Below are 19,824 nucleotides of genomic sequence, written 5' to 3'. Positions count from 1 at the left end.
TCCTTAAATTTCTCGACCGCCATCAGGCTTCAACAACATCTTTGGTAAAGCGGTACAGATAGTGTGGACCACCTGCTTTCGGGCCTGTACCAGACAGCCCCTGTCCGCCGAACGGCTGAACGCCAACTACCGCACCGACCTGATCACGGTTGATGTAGCAGTTACCCACACGGGCACGACGCTCAATATGGGTGTAGGTACGTTCGTTACGGCTGTGAACCCCCATCGTGAGGCCAAAGCCGGTGTTGTTGATTTGGTCAATGACCTGATCAAGTTCGGAGGCTTTAAAACGAACGATGTGCAGGATTGGTCCGAAGTTCTCATTCTTCAGCACATCAATAGACGGAATTTCAAACGCTGTAGGCGCCACGAAATCACCGTGCTGGCAGCTATCATCCAGCTTCGCCTGGGCAACCAGCTTGGCTTGGTTCTTCAGGGACTGAATGTGCGTCATCAGTTTATTGCGGGCAGTCAGATCAATGACCGGGCCGACATCGGTTGAGTGCAACTGCGGGCGACCCACAGACAGCTCAGCCATAGCCCCTTTAATCAGGCTAATCACACGATCGGCAATATCCTGCTGAATGAACAGTACACGCAGGGCAGAACAACGCTGACCGGCAGAAGCAAAGGATGAACGCACAACATCACGTACCACCTGCTCTGGCAGGGCCGTACTGTCGACGATCATCGCATTCTGGCCACCGGTTTCAGCAATAAACGGCACCGGTGCACAGTCACGCGCCGCCAGGCTACGGTTAATCGCCTGAGCCGTTTCAGTCGAACCGGTAAAAGCCACACCAGTGATGCGGACATCGGATGTCAGCGGAGCACCCACCTCACGACCACGTCCTGGTACCAGCTGAACCGCACCAGCCGGGACCCCAGCTTCAAGCATCATCTCAATCGCACGGAATGCAATCAGCGACGTTTGCTCTGCGGGTTTAGCCACAACCGTATTGCCGGCCACCAGTGCTGCAGATACTTGTCCCAGGAAAATGGCCAGCGGGAAGTTCCACGGGCTAATACAGGTGAAGACACCGCGTCCCTGATAACTGATTTGCTTCACATTGCCATCAAAACCCGTTACCGCTTTCGGCTGGCTGAAATTCACAGACGCCTGATCCGCATAGTAACGACAGAAATCTACGGCTTCGCGCACTTCGTCAATGCTGTCCTGAATGGTTTTACCGGCTTCGCGATGACACAAAGCAACCAGTTCACCCAGATTGTCTTCCAGCAGGTCAGCCAGGCGCTGGATGCAGACTGCACGCTCGCTGGCCGGACGGGTGGACCATTCCGGATACGCTTGCTCAGCCACGGAAATAGCTTCAGCAGCAATCTCAGCATCAGCAAAAGCGACGTGCCCGACCGCTTCACGACGATCGTACGGCGCTTTAACGTCGAAACCCTGTTTGGTTTCGGTACGCACTTCACCGTTGATAATCGGACCGGCCTGCCACTGATGTTCAGCAAACTTCGCAACCGACGCCGCAAACGGTGCCCATTCCGATTCAATCTCAATGTTAACCCCGGCAGAGTTCTTACGTGACTCTCCGAAAATCGCCGACGGCAATGGAATCAGGCTGTTGTTCAGTGATGGACGTGACAGCAGCGCATCCACCGGATGCTGAGTCAGCGTTTCAACCGGGCAGTTTGCATCCACCAAACGGTGAACGAACGAACTATTAGCCCCGTTTTCCAACAGACGACGAACCAGGTATGGCAGCAGGTCTTTGTGACTGCCTACCGGCGCGTAGATACGCACGTTGGTGCCGTGCATGGCCATCACATGGTTGTACAGCGCATCACCCATCCCATGCAGACGCTGGAACTCAAAGTTACGGTTACCGCCAGACATGGCGACAATCGCCGATACCGTGTGGGCGTTATGGCTGGCAAACTGCGGATAGATCAACCCTTTCAGGTGAGACGACAGCAGGAAGCGGGCACACGCGAGGTAAGAGGTATCCGTTGATTCTTTGCGGGTGTAGACCGGGTACCCGGCGTAACCACTTTGCTGAGAAAGCTTGAGTTCGCTGTCCCAGTAGGCGCCTTTTACCAGACGCAGCGGGATCACATCACCCTGTTCTTTCGCCAGAGCAGCCAGCCAAGTCAGCACCGGCAGCGCACGCTTGGAATAAGCCTGAACCACGAGGCCAAAACGTCCCCAGCCTTTAACGACATCAGAACGGTACAGTTTTTCAAACAGCTTCAGCGACAGCTCAAGACGGTCAGCTTCTTCCGCATCAATAGTGATGCCGACATTCAGTTCGCGTGCACGTTTTAGCAGCGACAGCACTGACACGTACATCTCATCCAGCACACGCGCTTCGTTCGATACGTCATAGCGTGGATGCAGTGCAGACAGCTTGATCGACACGGTAGGATCCGGCGAACGACTGAAGTTGTTCTTGTCATTTTCACGGCCAACGGCTTCGACGGCCATGATGTAGTCTTTGAAATATTTATCCGCATCCTGGGCAGTCAGCGCCGCTTCACCCAGCATGTCAAAGGAATACGTAAAGCCCTGCTCACGCTTGGTCTTACCGTTTTTCATCGCTTCGGCGATGGTACGGCCCAGCACGAACTGGTGGCCCATGATCTTCATCGCCTGATTCATCGCCTGACGAATCACAGGCTCAGACATTTTGTTGACCAAGCGGTTAATCACGTGGCCTGGCGTACCGTCTTCTTTGGCATCCATAGTCACGACTTTACCGGTCAGCATCAGACCCCAGGTAGAAGCGTTTACAAACAACGAATCAGAGTTCTTCAGGTGCGATTTCCAATCTGCCACACTGAGTTTGTCGCGGATCAGCGCGTCAGCAGTTTCAGCATCCGGAATTCGCATCAGGGCCTCAGCCAGACACATCAGCAGGATCCCTTCTTTGGTATCCAGACTGTATTCAAGCAGCAGCGCATCGATCATTTGGATCGCATTCTGATCGGCACGAACGCGCTCAATCAGGGTCGTAGCCTGTTCCGTTGTGTATTGCAGCTCTTGCTCGGTCGGTGTTGCCAGCGGGATAAGCTGGTTCAGCCATTGCGACTCATCCACCGCGTACAACGGTGAAATCAGCGACCACAAGTCGCTTAATGGACGCTCAATAAAAGTAGGCTGAAGTACTTCTGCCGCATTGAACATAAGTGATTCCCTCATGATTGAACCTGATCCAGAACTCAGCAGATATGTTGGCTGAATGTCCTTCCCCAGGATAAATGTTACATCAGTGTTACTGTTGAGGAGATTTTATTTTCCGGCAACCCTGGAGTCTTGCTGTATTCTCCGATAATTTTTAGAAAAAGTCCGGCCTTTAACAAAAATCGACCCAGGATTTTTAGAAATGATGCATTTTTACTTAACCGGTAGCATAAAAATGGTCACAAACTCACCAGTTAACGATGGTCAGAAACAGACCAGAGAGGTGGAACGATGATCACGGAAGGATAGAAGCCATACACGGGTACAGTGCGCTGACGGGAAAATGTAAAAAGAAGGCTAACAGCGGGTTTCATCAGCCATTCTGAACAAGGCTGAGTTGTTACAGAAACAACGCCTGATTTGACAGTGGCCGTTTACGATTCAGCCACTCACACGGCAGTGCCGAGAGAGGCCGCAAGCATTGTCGTAAACGCACTGTTGTTCACAAGAAACGAAGGTGAGAGGGTTGAAAGCTCGACACTTAACCAGACAAAAAAACAAGAAGACAGATTTTGTGGGCAAACAGCGGAACGCTGGCTCAATAGCCCTGATTATCTTTGCGATAACGTGCCGGAGGCTTACCAAACAGACGGGTAAATGACTGGGTAAAACTGCTTTGGCTGGCAAAGCCGGTACTGTGGGCAACCTGCGCCACACTCAATTTGGATTCTTCAATCAGCTCACGCGCCAATTCCAGACGTTTTTTCAGTACATACTGGTGCGGAGTCATACCGGTTTGTTCTTTAAACAGGAAATGGAACTGACTTTCTCCCAGAAACACCAGACCAGCAAGCTGAGACACGGAAATTTTCCGGGTCAGATGCTGAACAATGTACTGATCGATGATATCCATATTCAGGCGATAGAAATGACGCTCCTCATTCAGCGGTTTGAAGTGCCGATGCAGGACACACATCAACGTATCGGTACACGCTTTGCTGAGCAGTAAGTCATCGGGGTGTGCAATCATCTCAGCAGTCAGCACCTGGATCAGGTTTTGCGCCTGGCGATCCAGATGAAAATAACCGGATTGTTCAAACAGGCGAGACAGGTTGTTCGATGTATACACAGCCTGTGATTGTTCGACCGGAACATTAAGCACCAGAATTTCATTGTTACCGATACCGGAAAAGGCGTGTTCCGAATCCGCCGCTACCAGGCAGCCCTGCCCCGGGCAGACCAGATTTCCCGCCCCTTCAATATCAAATTCCGTTTGCCCGGACAGCCCAATCACGACCTGGTTATAACCGTGGTTGTGATGATCCATCTGTTCCGGCAGCTTGATGATCTCGGAAGGTTTGTAGGTCACCGAATATAGCTTGTCACTCATGCTAAAAAGTTGCAGGGCCGTAGTAAGGACATAGAAAGATCATACCATACCTTCTCCCCCCACGATAACAGCGGAACTATGATCAAGAAGCAATTATTTACGGCGGATGTCGTTTCAAATCACTTCTGTTGATTTTCAACACAAATTTCCCTAATCGAGGTCACACATCACCTCGCAATCGACGTTAAGTGTATACATTTTCTCCGCCCCAAAAATGGAATTTAAATATTTTAAATCATATAGATAGAAAATTGATCCGAGAATCATCAGGATAAGCCCGCCCAACCAGACCCACACCTCCGCCACAATGATGGGGTTTCCCTTGATCATGCTTCAGGGCCAGTGTGAAAAAATGGATCGGGATCGTACTTGATCATCGTTCCAATTGAACCAACACCCTCCGTTATTTAGCCAGCCTTGATCATCGTTCCATCTATTATCAACACCTTAGCGTCCGTTTGTCACATGGATAACGACGCCGAGTGACTCAATGCATTCCCATGAAGATCAAGTGGTTACCGATCCGATGATCTTGTTACACAGTGTATGTTAATTGTGCTACAAATAGGGCTCACAATAAGGATACCGTTTCATGAACGAATTTTTCACACAGCTGCACTACTCTTTTTCCGTTACCGGGCCCATCTTCTTGATGCTCGGGCTGGGGGTGTTCCTTAAACGCCGGGGGATTCTGACAGACCCGTTTATCGAAACCGGCTCCAAATTGGTCTTTACCATCACCCTGCCAGCCATGTTGTTTCTAAGCGTCGCCAAGGCCGATTTGGCCCAGATCGGCAATGTCAATCTGTTGGGGTATGCGGTTGTGGCCAACATTTTGATTTATCTGCTGTTTGAAAGCCTCGCCGGAAAGCTGATCAAGGAACGTCGTGATATTGGTGTCGTAGTGCAGGGCGCATTTCGCGCCAACACCGGAATTATCGGGCTGGCGTATGTCAGCAACGCATTCGGTGAAACTGGCCTGGCAATTGGCTCACTGTATGTGGCAGCCATTACGGTGCTCTACAACATTCTGGCGGTCATCACCCTCAGCCGGGCAAACCCGCAACAACAACAGCTGGGCACCCGGTTTCTGATACGTTCCATCACCACCAATCCGCTTATCCTCAGCATCGTACTGGCATTACCCTTTTCCGTGTTTACGATTCCCATTCCGCAAATCCTGACCGATTCCGGCCGTTATTTTGCTGATATGACCTTGCCGCTTGCCTTGTTGTGTACCGGGGCCAGTCTGGATTTCAAGCAGCTTCGACAAAGTTCAACCCTGACCCACTTTGCCAGCAGCGGACGTCTGATTATCGCCCCCCTGCTGATCACACTGGCAGGCTATTGGGCCGGATTCAGAGAACTGGAGCTGGGTATTATCTTTTTGATGAGTGCAGCCCCCACAGCCGCAGCCAGTTATGTCATGGCACGAAACATGGGGGGAAATGCCAATCTGGCCGCCAACATTATTGCCATCACAACGTTAGGCTCACTATTTACCTGTAGCCTTGGCATCACCCTGCTAAAAACTTTCCGGCTTATTGACTAAATTATTTGGCTACCCGGCAAGGTAGCCATTTTAGTTATTTTTCTTCGCGATAAATGTCAGGTAAGAAAAATAAACCTCGTCGATAAAGCCCTGACCTGAAATATAAATTCTGATTATTGGTAGCAAATAAACAACGGGCATATCACATGTATGCATAACTGGGCAGTCGCATTATATGCCCGATACGCGATGTGACCTGTTTCACTTTTATGATTAAAAATAAATGTAACACCGATATGCGGTATATTTGAATAACCTGTCAATTAACTATGAAACTAACAGGATATTTTAAGAAAGAGGGTTAAATACGCGAATAGTGTGAAGAAATGTCAACTTTCACAGACAAAAATAACAAATCACAAAGTAAAAATATTGTCAATAGGTGAATTCCCCCCTTAAACTACGCGCCCCGCTGCGATACATTTAGTCCCGCAGGCAGCAAACGGGATTCAGCGTTTACTGTTAGCCGTATCCAGCTTTGGATACATGCCAAGCGGATTTGCTTTGATATACACCCTCATATCGAAGATTATGAATCTGATTGGATACCTCTTCTACACGTCGTACAGGATTGTGCTCTTCGGAGTCAAACTCTTGTCTTTGCCGACCTAAATAGGTCGGCTTTTTTTTGTTTTTCTCCATTAATGTCCAATTAACCGTCATCCGGATATTGTAACCCCGCCATATTCCTTTACACTTCCCTCTTGTATTTGGTTTAACGTTATTTGGTTCAGGCTGCGTAAGTGAAAAATAAAGTCGACCCGTCATTATTACATTTATTTAATCAACTCCCCGGATGCTGGGGCTGTAAAGATAAAGACTCTGTTTTTGTTTATGCAAATGCAGAATATGGGGAAATTATTGGGGTCGACCATCATTTAGATTGTATTGGCCGCACTGATTTTGATATGCCAAGCCCAACGGTGGAATGTGCCGAAGCATTTCGCGAGCAGGACAGCCAGGTTATTTTAACGGGCAAAAGAATGCGGGTGCTGGATATTCATCCCTACTCGGACGGGAGCTGGCGTGCACATTTATTCACTAAAACCCCGTGGCGAGATGAAAATAATGACGTCGTTGGCACGATTTTCTCTGGTGTCGAGCTGAAAGATACCGCCGTACTGGAAGTCGGGCACTGGATTTGCCGCGCAGCCGGCCTGGATCCGAAAGAACAAGCGTCTTTTAACCTGGATCTCAACCATCGCCCGCTCAACCTAAACACCCGCGAGTCAGAAGTGCTGTTTTTGTTGCTTTATGGCAAAAAACCTCAGTACATCAGTAAGGTGCTTGGCGTATCAGTCAAAACAGTCGAAAACTATGTACTGCGACTGCGCGAGAAATTTAACGCCAACTCCAAAAATGAACTGCTGGATATCGCCCTGGATCTCGGCTACGGCTCACATATTCCGGAAAGCATGCTCAAACGCCAGCTTTCTGTCATCCTGAAAGAGTAACCGCCAGATAGAAAAAGATCGGATCTTTAGATTGCGGTTTTGCAGTACCAACCCTGTTTCCAGATCAAAATCTGAGCGATAGCCATTGCCTATAATCCGCTCAGATTTGATTCATGGCCGCAAGCCACAGTTATTCTCGGAAACAGTATGAAACAGTTCACTATCACTTACGTTGTACACCCTCACTTCAATATTCCTTGCAAATACCATATTCAGGCAAATAATGAAGTGGAGTCCATTGCCAGCGCTGAGAAAGCGCTGAAACTTCGCCATCCGGAAGGCATCAGCATCGTTACCAGCCAACCGCAACTGGCCTGAACGCAGAACACAAAAAAGAGCAGCCGAAGCTGCTCTTTTTATTCAGATGACACAAATACTGTGTTACGGCGCCAAGCGCTCAATCGTCCACTCCTGGCTATCTGTTGCCGTGCGCGTGTAGATAAAGCGATCGTGCAAACGATTTGCGCCACCTTGCCAGAATTCTATCGAGTTAATTTTCACCCGGTATCCCCCCCAGAAGGTTGGCACCGGCACTTCACCTTGCGCGAACTTCTGCTTCAGCTCCATAAACTTGCTTTCCAGCGCCTGACGGGCAGTCAGACGTGAACTCTGCTTACTGGCCCAGGCCGCAATCTGGCTTTCTTTCGGACGGGACGTGAAATATTTCATCACTTCCATCTTGGAAAGCTTGGTTGCAGTGCCGGTGATATGTACCTGACGCTCCAGCGGGTGCCATGGAAAATGCAGGCTGATACGCGAGTTGTGCTCGAGATGGCTGGCTTTACGGCTGCCCAGGTTAGTGTAAAAAACAAAACCATCTTGATCGTAATGCTTCAGCAGAACAATTCGCTGATACGGCTGGCCATGTTCGTCCACCGTCGCAATTGTCATCGCAGTCGGATCCGTCAGATTGGCCGCTATCGCCTGGTCCAGCCATTTTTCAAACAGCTTTTCTGGCTGCTCAGGTAAATCGTGACGGCGCAATCCACCGCGTGTATAGTCACGACGAATATCAGACAATTCCATTGTTATCTCCGCTAGTTATCTGTGAAGTACGACTGACGCTAAAATTTTGCGCTTTGTCTTGGCGAAACACAAGCTCAATCCGGCAGGGTGCTTAACTGATAGCCACCTCGCTGAAGCAACGCCAAAAGTTTGCTACATTAGCCTTCTGCTTTTCCTGCTGACGAACATATGACGATAAAAAGAAAGTTCCTGACGCTGGCAATCGTGATCGGCTGTCTCGGTACTGGTGCCGTTGCTTCACTGACCTATCATCAGGCTCAGCAACAACTCAACCAGAAACTGATCGCGAATGTTGACCAGCTGGGAAACAAAATCGACGTACAGTTAAAACGCTATAGTCGTTTGCCTCAAGTACTGGCCAATGATCCCCGTTTACTGGGGCCGCTTCTCAGTGATGTATCAGAACGATACCCGGTAACCAATCAATTTCAGGTCACCAGCCAGATGCTGCAGGAGTGGTGCAACACCCTAGGCGCTGACACAATTTATCTGATGGATCCCAATGGCACGACACTGGCGTCCAGCAACTGGCAAGCGAAACAATCATTTGTCGGACAAAATTACCATTACCGTCCGTATTTCCAGCAAGCCTTTCAAGGCCGACACGGGCAATATTTTGCCTTAGGGGTCAGTTCAGAAAAACGCGGCTACTTCTTTTCGGCGCCGGTCCGTTATGAAAATACGGTACTGGGAGTACTGACGATCAAAGTTGATCTGTCGCTGATTCAGGATATCTGGCAATACGAAGAAATTGAGTATGCGATCACCGATGCACGAGGCATTGTGTTTTACAGCTCAGAACCAACCTGGCTGTATCACAGCCTGGCCGCCCTCAGTCCGGAAGTACGGCAACAAGTGATTGCCTCACGACAGTACGGCAATGCTCCTCTGGCACCACTGACCCATTCCTCTACCCTGGCAGAATTCAATCAGCTAAGCTACCCGGTTATAAGTGCTCCGGGCAGCGGCAAACAGACCCGGTTTTCATTTGCTCGCCATGAGATGGCAAAAGCCGGCTGGACCATTTACGGTTTCACCCCATTGACGGCGGTCAGCCAGATGGTAGGACAAGAATTACTGATTTTTATCCTGCTGTATATTTTGCTGTGCTTTGCCCTTCATGCTTGGTGGCAGACTTACCGTGCTCGCCGTGATCTGGCGAAGCTGAACAGCAAGCTGGAACGGACGGTCACCAAACGTACCCAGAACCTGCAAAATGCCAATCAGCAACTCAAACAAACCCTGCGCCAGTACGAACTCAGCCAGGCCGAGCTGAAACAAACGCAATCAGAACTGATGCAAGCTGCCAAGTTGGCGATGCTGGGCGAGCTGTCTGCCAGCATCAACCATGAAATTAACCAGCCGCTGGCAGCCATGCGGACCTATGCCGAAAACTCCCGCAAATTGTTAGCAAAAGAACGTTTTGAGGCTGTCGCCGGAAACCTGGACGAAATTGTTCGCCTCAATGGTTTAGTTGCCGACATCATTGCCCGTTTTAAAGTTTTTGCCCGCAAGACCTCCCCGCAGGCAGCCACGCGCCACACCAATGTCCATGAGTCCGTTCGTGCGGCTGCCGCCTTGCTGCGCACCAGCCTGATCAAGCAAGGGGTCGTGCTGCGGATCGGGGAGTTGAACGCCGACACGACAGTCGACATTGATGCAGTACAATTTGAACAAGTCTTGGTTAACCTGTTACAAAACAGCGTGCAGGCTTTGGCAGAGCACCCAGAGCCTCAGATAGGCGTTGATTTTACCTGTTATCAGAACACCCTGTCCTGCCATGTCTGGGATAACGGTCCCGGTTTATCGGATCAGCAGAAACAATCAGTTTTCAACCCATTCTATACCACTAAGCCAGATGGCTTAGGACTGGGTCTGACCATCTCCCAGCGCATTCTTCATGCCAGCCAGGGAGAACTGTCAGTGACAGATCATCCTGGTGGCGGCGCTGAATTTATTATTACTCTGCCTTTATCGAGTGAGAGATCCTCATGAACATTCCCGTCATTTTTATCGACGATGACAAAGCCATCCGTGATGCGCTAGGCCAAACTCTGGAGCTGGAGGATTATGATGTCCAGTTATTTCCCGGCGCCAAACCGGCTTTAGACGTGCTCGATACCCAATTTCAGGGCGTGATCATTACAGATATCAACATGCCGGTGATCAACGGGCTGACCTTTCTCAAGCAGGCACTGGCCATTGATCCGGAATTCAGCATTATCATGCTGACCGGACACGGTGATATTTCGATGGCCGTCGAATCGATGCGAATCGGCGCCTATGACTTTTTGGAGAAACCATTCTCAACCGAACACCTGCTTGATGTGGTAAAGCGGGCCGCTGACAAACGCCAACTGGTACTCGAGAATCGTGAGCTACGCCGTGAGCTGGAAGTGCAGAGTGGTCCGGGGCCTCGATTACTGGGCACCTCGCCGATGATCCGGCAACTGCGTCGGGTGTTGTCTCATCTGGCCCAGAATCCCACACCACTGTTTATCCATGGCCAGCACGGCACAGGGAAGTCGCTGGTCGCGCGCTTTACCCATGATCACAGTAACCGACAGCACTCCCCTTTTATTACAATCAATTGTCAGACGGAACATCCTCATCAACTCCACCACGAGCTGTTTGGTCTCACCAACGATGAATCAGATACCCTATCGGGTACGGCAGCGGCAAGCGCCTTTCACCGTGCCTCTGGCGGTACACTGTATCTCAAGCACATCGAACAGATACCGTCAGCATTGCAACTACCGCTCCTGACAGCGATTCGTGAAGCCAAAGCGCCTGAGTCACCCCGTATCATTGTATCCGCGGCTTTGGATAATCAGCAGTTGCAACATGCCTCTCCATTTGTCAAAGCGCTCTATTATGAGCTTGGTTTCGTCGGCATCGCCCTCCCGCCGCTGCACCAGCGACGAGAAGATATTGTCATGCTGTTTAAAAACTTTCTTCGAACGGATTGCAGTCGGTTCGGAATTGAACCGCCACAGGTGGATAATGAACTGGAACATGAATTAACCCAGTACAACTGGCCGGGCAATATTCGTGAATTACGCACTTTTGCTGAGCGCTACGCCTTAATGGGAAAACAAGCCAGTCTGGGTGCGAATGGCGACATTACGGCAGCGTCCCACTCTCAGCAGGTCCCCACTCTGGCAGACCGGGTTGCAGACTTTGAATGCAAACTGCTGTGTGATGCACTTCACCGTCATCAAGGGCGGCTGAAAGACGTTCAGTCAGAACTTGGCCTGGCACGTAAAACGCTGTACGACAAACTCAAAAAATATGAGATAAACAAAGACGAATTTAAAGTCTCCTGAAATCAGCCAAACAGCGCGTTGCGCGCTGTAAAGGCCAGTAACGTTGCAGAATCCTTCGAGTCATATTCAGCTTTAATCACTCGCCAAGAAGTTTCCAACTCTATCTCAGCGCGCTTTTTGATAATTTAAGGCAGCAAACATCCTTACCGCCCTCGACTGATTCTGCACGTTGCGTTTCGAGACTGAGATATGACCATAATTAAATCTGCGTTCAGTTGGATAACTCTCTGCCTGACGCTGTTATTCCTGACCCTTTCAACAGCACATCTCTATGTGCTGAAAACGACTATTGACCATCAAGCACATTCCCAGTTACAGCAAAGTTTACGGACCTTGGAGTCTTGGCTGACATTGCCGGATCATGTCAATCTGCTTCGCGCGGATTCTTCATCCTTAACAACCATCTTCACGACCCAGCTCAGACACACGCCAGGGTTATCGGCCGAACTCAGGTTGTCAGCGCATGCAGAAACACCCTTGCACTGGGTATCTCGCACCGACACCGTTGTTACTGCGCAGCCATGGTTTACAACAGTCGCTGATTTTCAGCCGTTAACGGTCAGAGAGTCCCTTATCTATGAGGGGAATCCATTGGGTGAGTTGATTTTTACATTATCTCCGGAAACGCGTGAACAGTTGCTATGGCAGGAAGCGGTTTCATTTTTTATCGTCGCCGGTGGTTGCGGCCTGATGCTGATGTTCCTGATCTTCATTGTACTGAATCATAAACTACGTTCCATCACCACCATTGCGGCGCAAGCCAACCTGGTGATGAACAACCAGTTCAAGAGCCTGCTGCCCCTACCGGGTGATGGCGAAGGACGGACAATTGCCCGCATGCTAAACCACCTGGCGGGCCAACTGGAATCAAATTTCAAATTGCAGGCTAAAGAAGCCGTCAAACTGAAGGAACAGGCCTACCGGGATAATGTCTCTGGTTTGGGCAATCGCCATTACTTCATCAATCAGATTAACACCTGGTTGGCAGAATCAGCCAAAGGTGGCTTACTGCTCCTTAAATCTAAGCTGATCGATGACATATACCGCCATCGCGGTTTTACTGAAGGTGATGAGTTTGTCCGCAAACTGGCGGAAAGTATCAACAGCAATATCATACACAGTGAGATCACTCTGGCCCGACTCTCTTACGACGAGTTTGCCGTTTTGGCACCGAACATTACGTCAGATAAGTTAACCATAATTGGGGAAACCCTGCTGGGCGTGCACCAAGAATTGCAAACCGCTTCAGGCAGTGAGTCGCCAGACAGTGTTCACATCGGCTTACTGATGGCGACCCATCCGGGGAATGCCAGCCAGTTACTGGCTCAGCTGGATAACGTACTGGCTCAGGCCGCACGTAACCCCGACCACCCGCTGACATTAGCCAATGATAACGAGCACCCGATCGCCTTTGGCAAATTGCAATGGAAAAACCTCCTACTGGAAGCCATTGACAATGATGGCATTCAGTATCAGTACCAGCCTGTCGCCAATGAGAATAAAGGGATTTACCACTATGAAGTGTTTTCGGCCATTCAAAAAGGCCAGCAACGTTATGCAGCCGGGCAATTTCTTGGTGCCATTGAAGATGTGGGATCCGGTGTCGTCTTCGACCGCCACGTGATTGCCTATCACATTAACCGTCTCAATGCCGACAGCACGCTGGGCCCATTAGCAATCAACATCACGACAAACAGCGTGAGTGACCCAGCCTTTATTCGCTGGTTAAGTCAGATCTTGGAGCGTAATCAACGGCTCGCCAGCCGCTTGTTTTTTGAAATTCCGGAAACCAGCTTTGTGCGGACTCCGGATGCCTGCAGCTTGTTGTGCTCAGCAATTCGGTTTTACAAATTCCGCTTCGGGGTCGACAACTATGGCCGCTACTTTAAATCACTCGACTACCTGACAGAGTTCAGGCCGGATTATGTCAAAATCGATTTTTCGTACACGCATCAGTTGAATGACCAACAGAAGATAAACCTGTTGTCGTCCATTTCCCGTACGGCGCATAGTCTCAACATTCTAACCATCGCCACCCGGGTAGAAACGGAAACTCAGCTCGACCGGCTTTCCGATTTATTTGTAAGTGGTTTTCAAGGCTACATCATCGAAACTCGACAAAAGCAATCTCGGCTAAACCAGACGATTCGTGCACCCTTGCCATCCTATTAATGGCTGGCTGATTTACAGTGTAAATAGCATTTACACTGTAAATCAAAGTGGCTGCAGTACCAGTTCCTGGTCATCAAAATGGATTTTGGAAGGGCCATGTTCATTAGAGACCGAAATCAAATCTCGCTCTAACTGCACCTTAACGCCTGGATAGACTCGGTTCAGGACTTTGACTGCTACCAAGCGACGCACTTCATCATACTCGTCCCGCAACTGCTGTTGCTGTTCACGAAGCGATGTCATCAGACTTTGATGTTGCAGGGAAATCGTGCGAATTTTGTCGACTAACTCCGGAGGGCGGTTCGCTTGGGGAATGGAAAGTAACTTATGCTGAGCCTGCCGGATCTTATCTATTTGACCCAGTTCCGCATCAATTTCGCGCTGCACGGCTTGGATATGCTGCAATAAGGTCGGGGATTTCGTAAAAGCTTTTACCGTCGTTGGCACCCCCGCCAAAGCTCCGAGGTTCACCACCTTCACATTATAGCCAGCTTCGACGTCCCCCCCACTTAACGTGCCGTGGCGCTTTAGCTGGTCCATGACAACGACTTCACCGGCGGCACGGATACGGCAATGCAATACGTGCAGGGTACACACCATATCCATCCCGGTTTCAATACCAGCAAACTGTGCAAATTTACTGGTGACACTGCCACCGGCAATAATCCGACACGCATAATCCATGCCCTCTTGCTTACGCCCAATGATTCCTTTCTGAATGACTACGTCACCGCCGGCAGTCAGCTCTGCGAGTTCGACAAAACCACCCACCACGATATTCCCGCTGGCCGTCACTTTCATCCCTGGGGTGACATCACCGGAAATAATCACACTACCATCAAAGGAGATATGGCCGGTTGCCACATTCACCCCGGCAAGCGTTAATGCGTCATCAATCTGCATACCGCGTTTTTGACGAACAGGAATACCGGCCTTGTTGGCCAACAGAATATCCGGATCGGCTTGGCTGATCAGCGTCCCCTCGCCAGCCTCAAACTCTTCACTCTTACCCGGTTTAGCCGGTAATACCTTGCCGTGTACGGTGTAGCCATGCGTACCTTCCGTCGCGGGGTAGCGCCTCATCAACGGCTGACCGGATTTTACGGTGATCAATTCTCCCAGATCCCGCATATCCACTTTACCATCATCAGTCTGCTGAGGACGCAACACACGAGAGCCTGCATCTTCGACTAACGGCTCAAAACGGGTGTTTTTACCGTGCTCGGGAAGCTTGCCAAATGCTACCGGCAACGATATTTTTTCACCGGGATTCAGGGCGAGAGTTTGACTAAGCAGGTGCTGCAACTGGGACTTACGAATGCCTTTAACAATATGATGCGACTGTAACACATCCAGTAACCCCGGTCCTGAAAGGTGTGTTCCACCATACGGAGCCGTTACGGTCAGAGAGGCCCGCATACCATCCGGATCAGTCTTAACCACCAATTGGGCATCACGTCGTTCAGCAACGATAATGGCATCTTTCGGGGAGGTGGGAGCAGGATGGCCTGAGGATCTATCGGCAGATTCAGCGGCCTGCGCCGTTTTAACTCTGGCCAATGCAGAATCTACGGCTTGTTCGAACAGGTAAAAGCGCTCCGCGCCTAACTCCGCAAGCTGAGCCAGAATGTCAGCCCGCGTCAGTTCCTGTTCCTGTCTCCCCGCAGCTTTCGGGATAAACAGTACCGCCTGCCCATCGTCAGAAAAACGAAGAAACCGTTCGGCCATTGCGACTCCCTTCCTTGAATACAGTAGTCATCGAATAACAGTCTCGCTATTCAATGAAATAATACCGAATCAATAACTTCGCCAATAATCGACAGGTCACAAATACAGCCAAGAAAACACCGCCAGATCACTGAATCAGTGATACCCCGCACATGTAACATAACACAATCGCCTCAGACATCGAGAATCAGGCAATTAGTCGAGCCCGGCCATACCAGCCACTTGTTGTTCATTCAGCCAGTGATCGAGCACAAACTGATACTGATAGCGTGCCGGGTGTTTCTTATTCGAAGAGTCCGGGTCAAGGCGTACATAGCCATCCACCCTGCCAACAGAATGCAGATAGAGCTGGTAACTGGCTGTAGGCGGCAAGCGATGGTCAGTTTCAAAATACAGGGAATGGCGACTAACACGATTTATGGACACTTTCACTCCAACATCATGCCAATCAATCAACGTATCATCTGCCAGCGATTGATAGTGGAGACGGGCAGCCACGCCCCCTTTTCCGAGCGAGTAACAACGTTCATCCCACTGCGAAAGCGAGATATCAGGGGTTGAAATCAGCTTGCGCAGTGCAGGGCTGGGCACTTTTATCAGGCTCATGACGCCTCCTTATCAAACCGACGATAGTCAAAGAACGGAATTCGAACTTTTTTGTTTTAATTGTTTTGAGGTAAACGCAACTAGCCCCAAGCGCGGGCTGTCTTATAACATTAGTAAAAAATCTGCGGATCTGACAAATCACAATTACGTTATAGAACAACATTCTGTATATGAATTTACAGTGTAAATGAGGTGATCGCCATAAGATGGCTAGGTAGCACTGCGCCACAATAGCATCATTTTTGGAATGAGATTACAGGCCTCATCATAGTCGTTGATGGCTGCACGCTGTCAGCTATCCTTGCCGGGTCATAAAAAAGAACTGATTTACTCGGCAAGGTAGCAAAGAAATGACAAGAAAAGATTTACCGTTGAAAGGAATAAAAATTTACAGTGTAAATTCAGCTGGTCATCCCCGAAAATTCGGGAATCGGATGATGACCACGTTCTAGCAAAAATGCCAGAAAGCGCTGGGCATTTGCTGTCACAACCAATTCTTCAGGCATAGCGACATAATCAAGCAATGCTTTTACTGAGGTAAAATTTCCCACATCCGCCGCGAAATGGGCATCAGAGCCCGTGGTAATACGAGCCCCCAGTTCTTTCGCAAGTGATGCTATGTCCTCGCAGCGCGGTGCACTTCCTACTCGGGAACCTGACAACGACGAATTGTTAATCTCAATAACCACGCCACATTCTGCCGCAGCTTTAATAACACGCTCAAAATCAAAATCAAAATTGGGATTACCAAGGTGCCCAAGCGCGTCTACCCGACCAGACTGAATCACGTTCAACAGAGTCTGGGTATGCGTTTCCCTGTCTGCCGGGCGAAAAACCGGTTCGTGAAAACTCGCTAAAATCCAATCAAGATGCTCAGCTACCTGAGGCGTGATATCAATCTCACCAGCAGGGTTGATAATATTTGCTTCGATACCTCGTAGCAGGCCAACCCCATGAAGAAAGCGCGGAAGAATTTTCTGATTGGCAAAATGCCAAAAATGCGGAGCACCAGGCATTGAGGGCGCATGATCCGTCACACATAACAAAGCTAACCCAGCCTCAGCAGCAGCTTGCGCATTTTCCAATAACGAGCTGTAAGCATGGCCACTTGCCAGTGTGTGCGTATGAGTGTCAACTACAATCTTCATTCAGACTCCTTGATGTCAGATGTATTCAGATGAGCATAAACAAGATCTCGCAAAACCTGCTCCGCTTGCTTCCTGCCCGCCAGGTTAAACGTTACAACCATATCACTCCAGGATTGCCGCTGGATGACCTTGGCAATAGCGTAAGCAAGAGTTTCGGCCTGCTCCTGAGTAGCAGTCAATAACGTCTGATTAAGCCAGATGGTCAACGCAGGCAAAGCCAGTTCGTAGCCCAAGCCTCCGGCAGAGTATAACGCTAAATGATGATCCACGATGTCTGCCGGCAATGATTGTACCGGCACCATCGACGGTAATAACATTAAGTACAGCGGTACAAATTGTTCTAAAGCCAACTGCGAGTAAGCCTCCATTGCATTGCTGGCAAAGGTGGCCGCAAATATGGTTGAAGCGGTCAGTTGCCAATGCTGGCTGACAGGTTCAAGTGCCCGCACGCAGAGCAAAGAGGGATAACCGCTGGCAGCATCATTTTTAAACCCGAGTCTGACCGGCACATAACCCGCCTTCTGCCAGAAACGTAACAACTCAGGCGCAAATCCGAAACTCGTCCCCAAGTAATCTACCTGACCAACAGCCCATCGCTCCGTAAATTGCAACATCGCCAAACCCAGCCCCTGTTGTTGCAAATCCGGATGGACCGCAATCCGTAAAATACGACCGGCAAGCTGACTGGCCGCTTGACCAATTCCCAGGTGTGCAGCGAGCGACTGCACCAGTAAATGTCCTTTCGGGCGGCGTGAGCCGTTCTGAATTTGCATCACCAACTCATCATCGAAACCGCCTTCAATCTGAACCAGACAGCAGCTGACAACCTGTTCATTGGCGTGACCAACCAGTACATGAAGCTGTGGGTCATCGAGCAGTGCAGTCAAGTCAGACGGGGATGTTTGATAATGCGCATTAACCAATAGACCAAACACTTGCCGCAACAACTTTTCATCCGATCCCAGCGTCTGTTTATCAATAGCCCGATAAGATATTTCGATACATGATGGCGAATCCGCCCTCCTATCGCCCTGCTGCTCGCCGATAGCGACCGCAGCTAACGCCACATCGTCAATATCAGCATCCAGCAGCAAGGCGTTAAACACCCATCGTTCAAGCGGATCCTGCTCTGCCCAGCGAATCGGTTGTGCCATCTTAAATTCACGCCATTGCGGCATGACCTGATCCAGCAATGTCCGAAACTTCACCGCAAACCCACGCCCAGTGCCTTCATAGCCATGTACCGTACTGGCAAAGACCAAGCGGTTAAATCGCTGCAACAAGGTATGGAGAATCGTGGCCGGGATTGCCGCCGCTTCATCGACAAACAGCACATCGAGTTTGGGTTGTTCAGCCAATAGCGCATCCGGCGAGAAAAATACCAGCGAACCGCTACCATGCTGAAGTTTACGCTGCTGGGAAAAAGGGAGCCCGAGACGCATAGCGCCGTGACGAAACACCGTTTCTGCCGCGGCATACGACGGCGCCGTAATCCCGATACGAAGCGAACGTTCAGCCAGTAAGCTAGCTGCAGCCAGACCAAGCGCCGCTGACTTGCCGCGGCCCCGGTCGGCAGTTAATACCAGCGGTCGCTTACGATGGCCGGTGACAACCCGCCGAATCGCGGTTATCGCCTGTGCCTGGCACACAGTCAGCGCGCCGGCATCAGCATCAATCTTCGCAAGCTTTTCCGAGAATGGCTGATCACAACGCGATGTTTGCGCCCGCCCGTTGCCAATGTCAGGTTCTCGCTCCGAATGGGAAACAACGAGAGGATAGCTAACCTGCCCTTCCCTTAACCAATACACATCCGGGGATTGAAGCAACCCCGCCAGACGCCTGTCAAACATTGACGTTCGGGTCTGCAACCCTTGCTCAGGTAAAACAAGTACACAAAGACCGCCGCCAACCAGGGTTCCGGTCATTGCGCCAAATGCTTCTGCATCAAAACCATCACGCGCGTTGACAATCAGGCTTTCGCACTCACGGCCTAACCATTGCTTCGCCTGACGAAAGGCAATGGTATTGATCTCAGCCAACAGTGGCGGGCCGCATTGCAATGTCTTAGTGTCATCCTCAATAAACAGCTGCGCCGTCGAACGGGACCAAGAGAGACTTCCCTGGATAACGACCAGATAACGGCAACGGGCATAGCGCGCGCTTGCCTTCAGCTGAGAACAAAAAGCATGGAGGGTATTCATGGTATGAACTGGGTACCTGAGTTTCTTGTGTTAACTCAGGCATCATACCAAGTTGCGGGAACAGAGAAAAAAAAAC

Annotated in this window: 13 protein-coding genes; 6 read left to right on the top strand and 7 right to left on the bottom strand. The window is 50.1% G+C overall.

The annotated features are described in order from the left end of the window. Nucleotides 1–22: 22 nt before the first annotated feature. Together putA and C9I92_RS06835 are read right to left on the bottom strand one after the other, a co-directional pair. Nucleotides 23–3,148 carry a bifunctional proline dehydrogenase/L-glutamate gamma-semialdehyde dehydrogenase PutA gene (putA, locus tag C9I92_RS06840; RefSeq protein ID WP_047884971.1) on the bottom strand — a complete coding sequence of 1,042 codons (3,126 nt, stop codon included), beginning with the start codon at nucleotides 3,146–3,148 and terminating at the stop codon, nucleotides 23–25. A 595-nt stretch (nucleotides 3,149–3,743) separates the two neighbouring features. Beyond that, on the bottom strand, nucleotides 3,744–4,535 hold the full coding sequence (locus tag C9I92_RS06835) for a helix-turn-helix domain-containing protein (protein WP_047884972.1): 792 nt from the start codon (nucleotides 4,533–4,535) through the stop codon (nucleotides 3,744–3,746). A 592-nt stretch (nucleotides 4,536–5,127) separates the two neighbouring features. Here C9I92_RS06835 and C9I92_RS06825 point away from each other — a divergent pair. The 3 genes from C9I92_RS06825 (at nucleotide 5,128) to C9I92_RS06810 (ending at nucleotide 7,859) form a co-directional block, all read left to right on the top strand. Further along, the gene (locus C9I92_RS06825; protein WP_047884974.1) at nucleotides 5,128–6,087 is read left to right on the top strand and encodes an AEC family transporter; all 960 of its coding nucleotides are present in this window, start codon (nucleotides 5,128–5,130) and stop codon (nucleotides 6,085–6,087) included. A gap of 743 nt (nucleotides 6,088–6,830) precedes the next feature. Further along, a complete protein-coding gene (locus C9I92_RS06815; protein ID WP_047884976.1) occupies nucleotides 6,831–7,541 on the top strand; it encodes a helix-turn-helix transcriptional regulator in 711 nt (236 codons plus the stop codon). Between the two features lie 147 nt (nucleotides 7,542–7,688). Further along, a complete protein-coding gene (locus tag C9I92_RS06810) occupies nucleotides 7,689–7,859 on the top strand; it encodes a hypothetical protein (RefSeq protein WP_047884977.1) in 171 nt (56 codons plus the stop codon). Nucleotides 7,860–7,922: 63 nt separating this feature from the next. On the opposite strand, the gene pdxH is transcribed toward C9I92_RS06810, so the two are convergent. Then, nucleotides 7,923–8,567 (bottom strand): pyridoxamine 5'-phosphate oxidase, encoded by a 645-nt coding sequence (gene pdxH / locus C9I92_RS06805; protein WP_047884978.1) that lies wholly within the window; start codon nucleotides 8,565–8,567, stop codon nucleotides 7,923–7,925. Between the two features lie 168 nt (nucleotides 8,568–8,735). Here pdxH and C9I92_RS06800 point away from each other — a divergent pair, with 168 nt between their 5' ends. From C9I92_RS06800 to C9I92_RS06790, 3 genes are all read left to right on the top strand, one after another. Next, a complete protein-coding gene (locus C9I92_RS06800; RefSeq protein ID WP_047884979.1) occupies nucleotides 8,736–10,562 on the top strand; it encodes a sensor histidine kinase in 1,827 nt (608 codons plus the stop codon). Further along, nucleotides 10,559–11,893: a sigma-54-dependent transcriptional regulator gene (locus tag C9I92_RS06795; protein ID WP_047884980.1), complete on the top strand. Its 1,335-nt coding sequence runs from the start codon at nucleotides 10,559–10,561 to the stop codon at nucleotides 11,891–11,893. The genes C9I92_RS06800 and C9I92_RS06795 overlap by 4 nt, the downstream gene beginning before the upstream one ends. Before the next feature lie 189 nt (nucleotides 11,894–12,082). After that, entirely contained in the window at nucleotides 12,083–14,065 is a 1,983-nt protein-coding gene (locus tag C9I92_RS06790) for an EAL domain-containing protein (protein ID WP_053061801.1), read from the top strand. A gap of 42 nt (nucleotides 14,066–14,107) precedes the next feature. Here the strand turns inward: C9I92_RS06790 and C9I92_RS06785 are convergent, their stop codons facing one another. The 4 genes from C9I92_RS06785 to C9I92_RS06770 all read right to left on the bottom strand — a co-directional run bounded on the left by C9I92_RS06785 (nucleotide 14,108) and on the right by C9I92_RS06770 (nucleotide 19,748). Next, nucleotides 14,108–15,793: a FapA family protein gene (locus tag C9I92_RS06785; protein WP_047884981.1), complete on the bottom strand. Its 1,686-nt coding sequence runs from the start codon at nucleotides 15,791–15,793 to the stop codon at nucleotides 14,108–14,110. Nucleotides 15,794–15,988: 195 nt separating this feature from the next. Continuing rightward, the gene (locus C9I92_RS06780) at nucleotides 15,989–16,399 is read right to left on the bottom strand and encodes a hypothetical protein (RefSeq protein WP_047884982.1); all 411 of its coding nucleotides are present in this window, start codon (nucleotides 16,397–16,399) and stop codon (nucleotides 15,989–15,991) included. A 401-nt stretch (nucleotides 16,400–16,800) separates the two neighbouring features. Then, on the bottom strand, nucleotides 16,801–17,547 hold the full coding sequence (locus C9I92_RS06775; protein WP_047884983.1) for a phosphatase: 747 nt from the start codon (nucleotides 17,545–17,547) through the stop codon (nucleotides 16,801–16,803). Next, nucleotides 17,544–19,748 (bottom strand): tRNA(Met) cytidine acetyltransferase TmcA, encoded by a 2,205-nt coding sequence (locus C9I92_RS06770; protein WP_047884984.1) that lies wholly within the window; start codon nucleotides 19,746–19,748, stop codon nucleotides 17,544–17,546. The genes C9I92_RS06775 and C9I92_RS06770 overlap by 4 nt, the downstream gene beginning before the upstream one ends. Between the last annotated feature and the right edge of the window lie 76 nt (nucleotides 19,749–19,824).

Origin of the sequence: Photobacterium ganghwense (genome assembly GCF_003025595.1) — a bacterium.
Taxonomy (GTDB): Bacteria; Pseudomonadota; Gammaproteobacteria; order Enterobacterales; family Vibrionaceae; genus Photobacterium; species Photobacterium ganghwense.
Note: the sequence above shows the minus strand (reverse complement) of the source record. Positions and strands in the feature narration are given on the sequence as shown.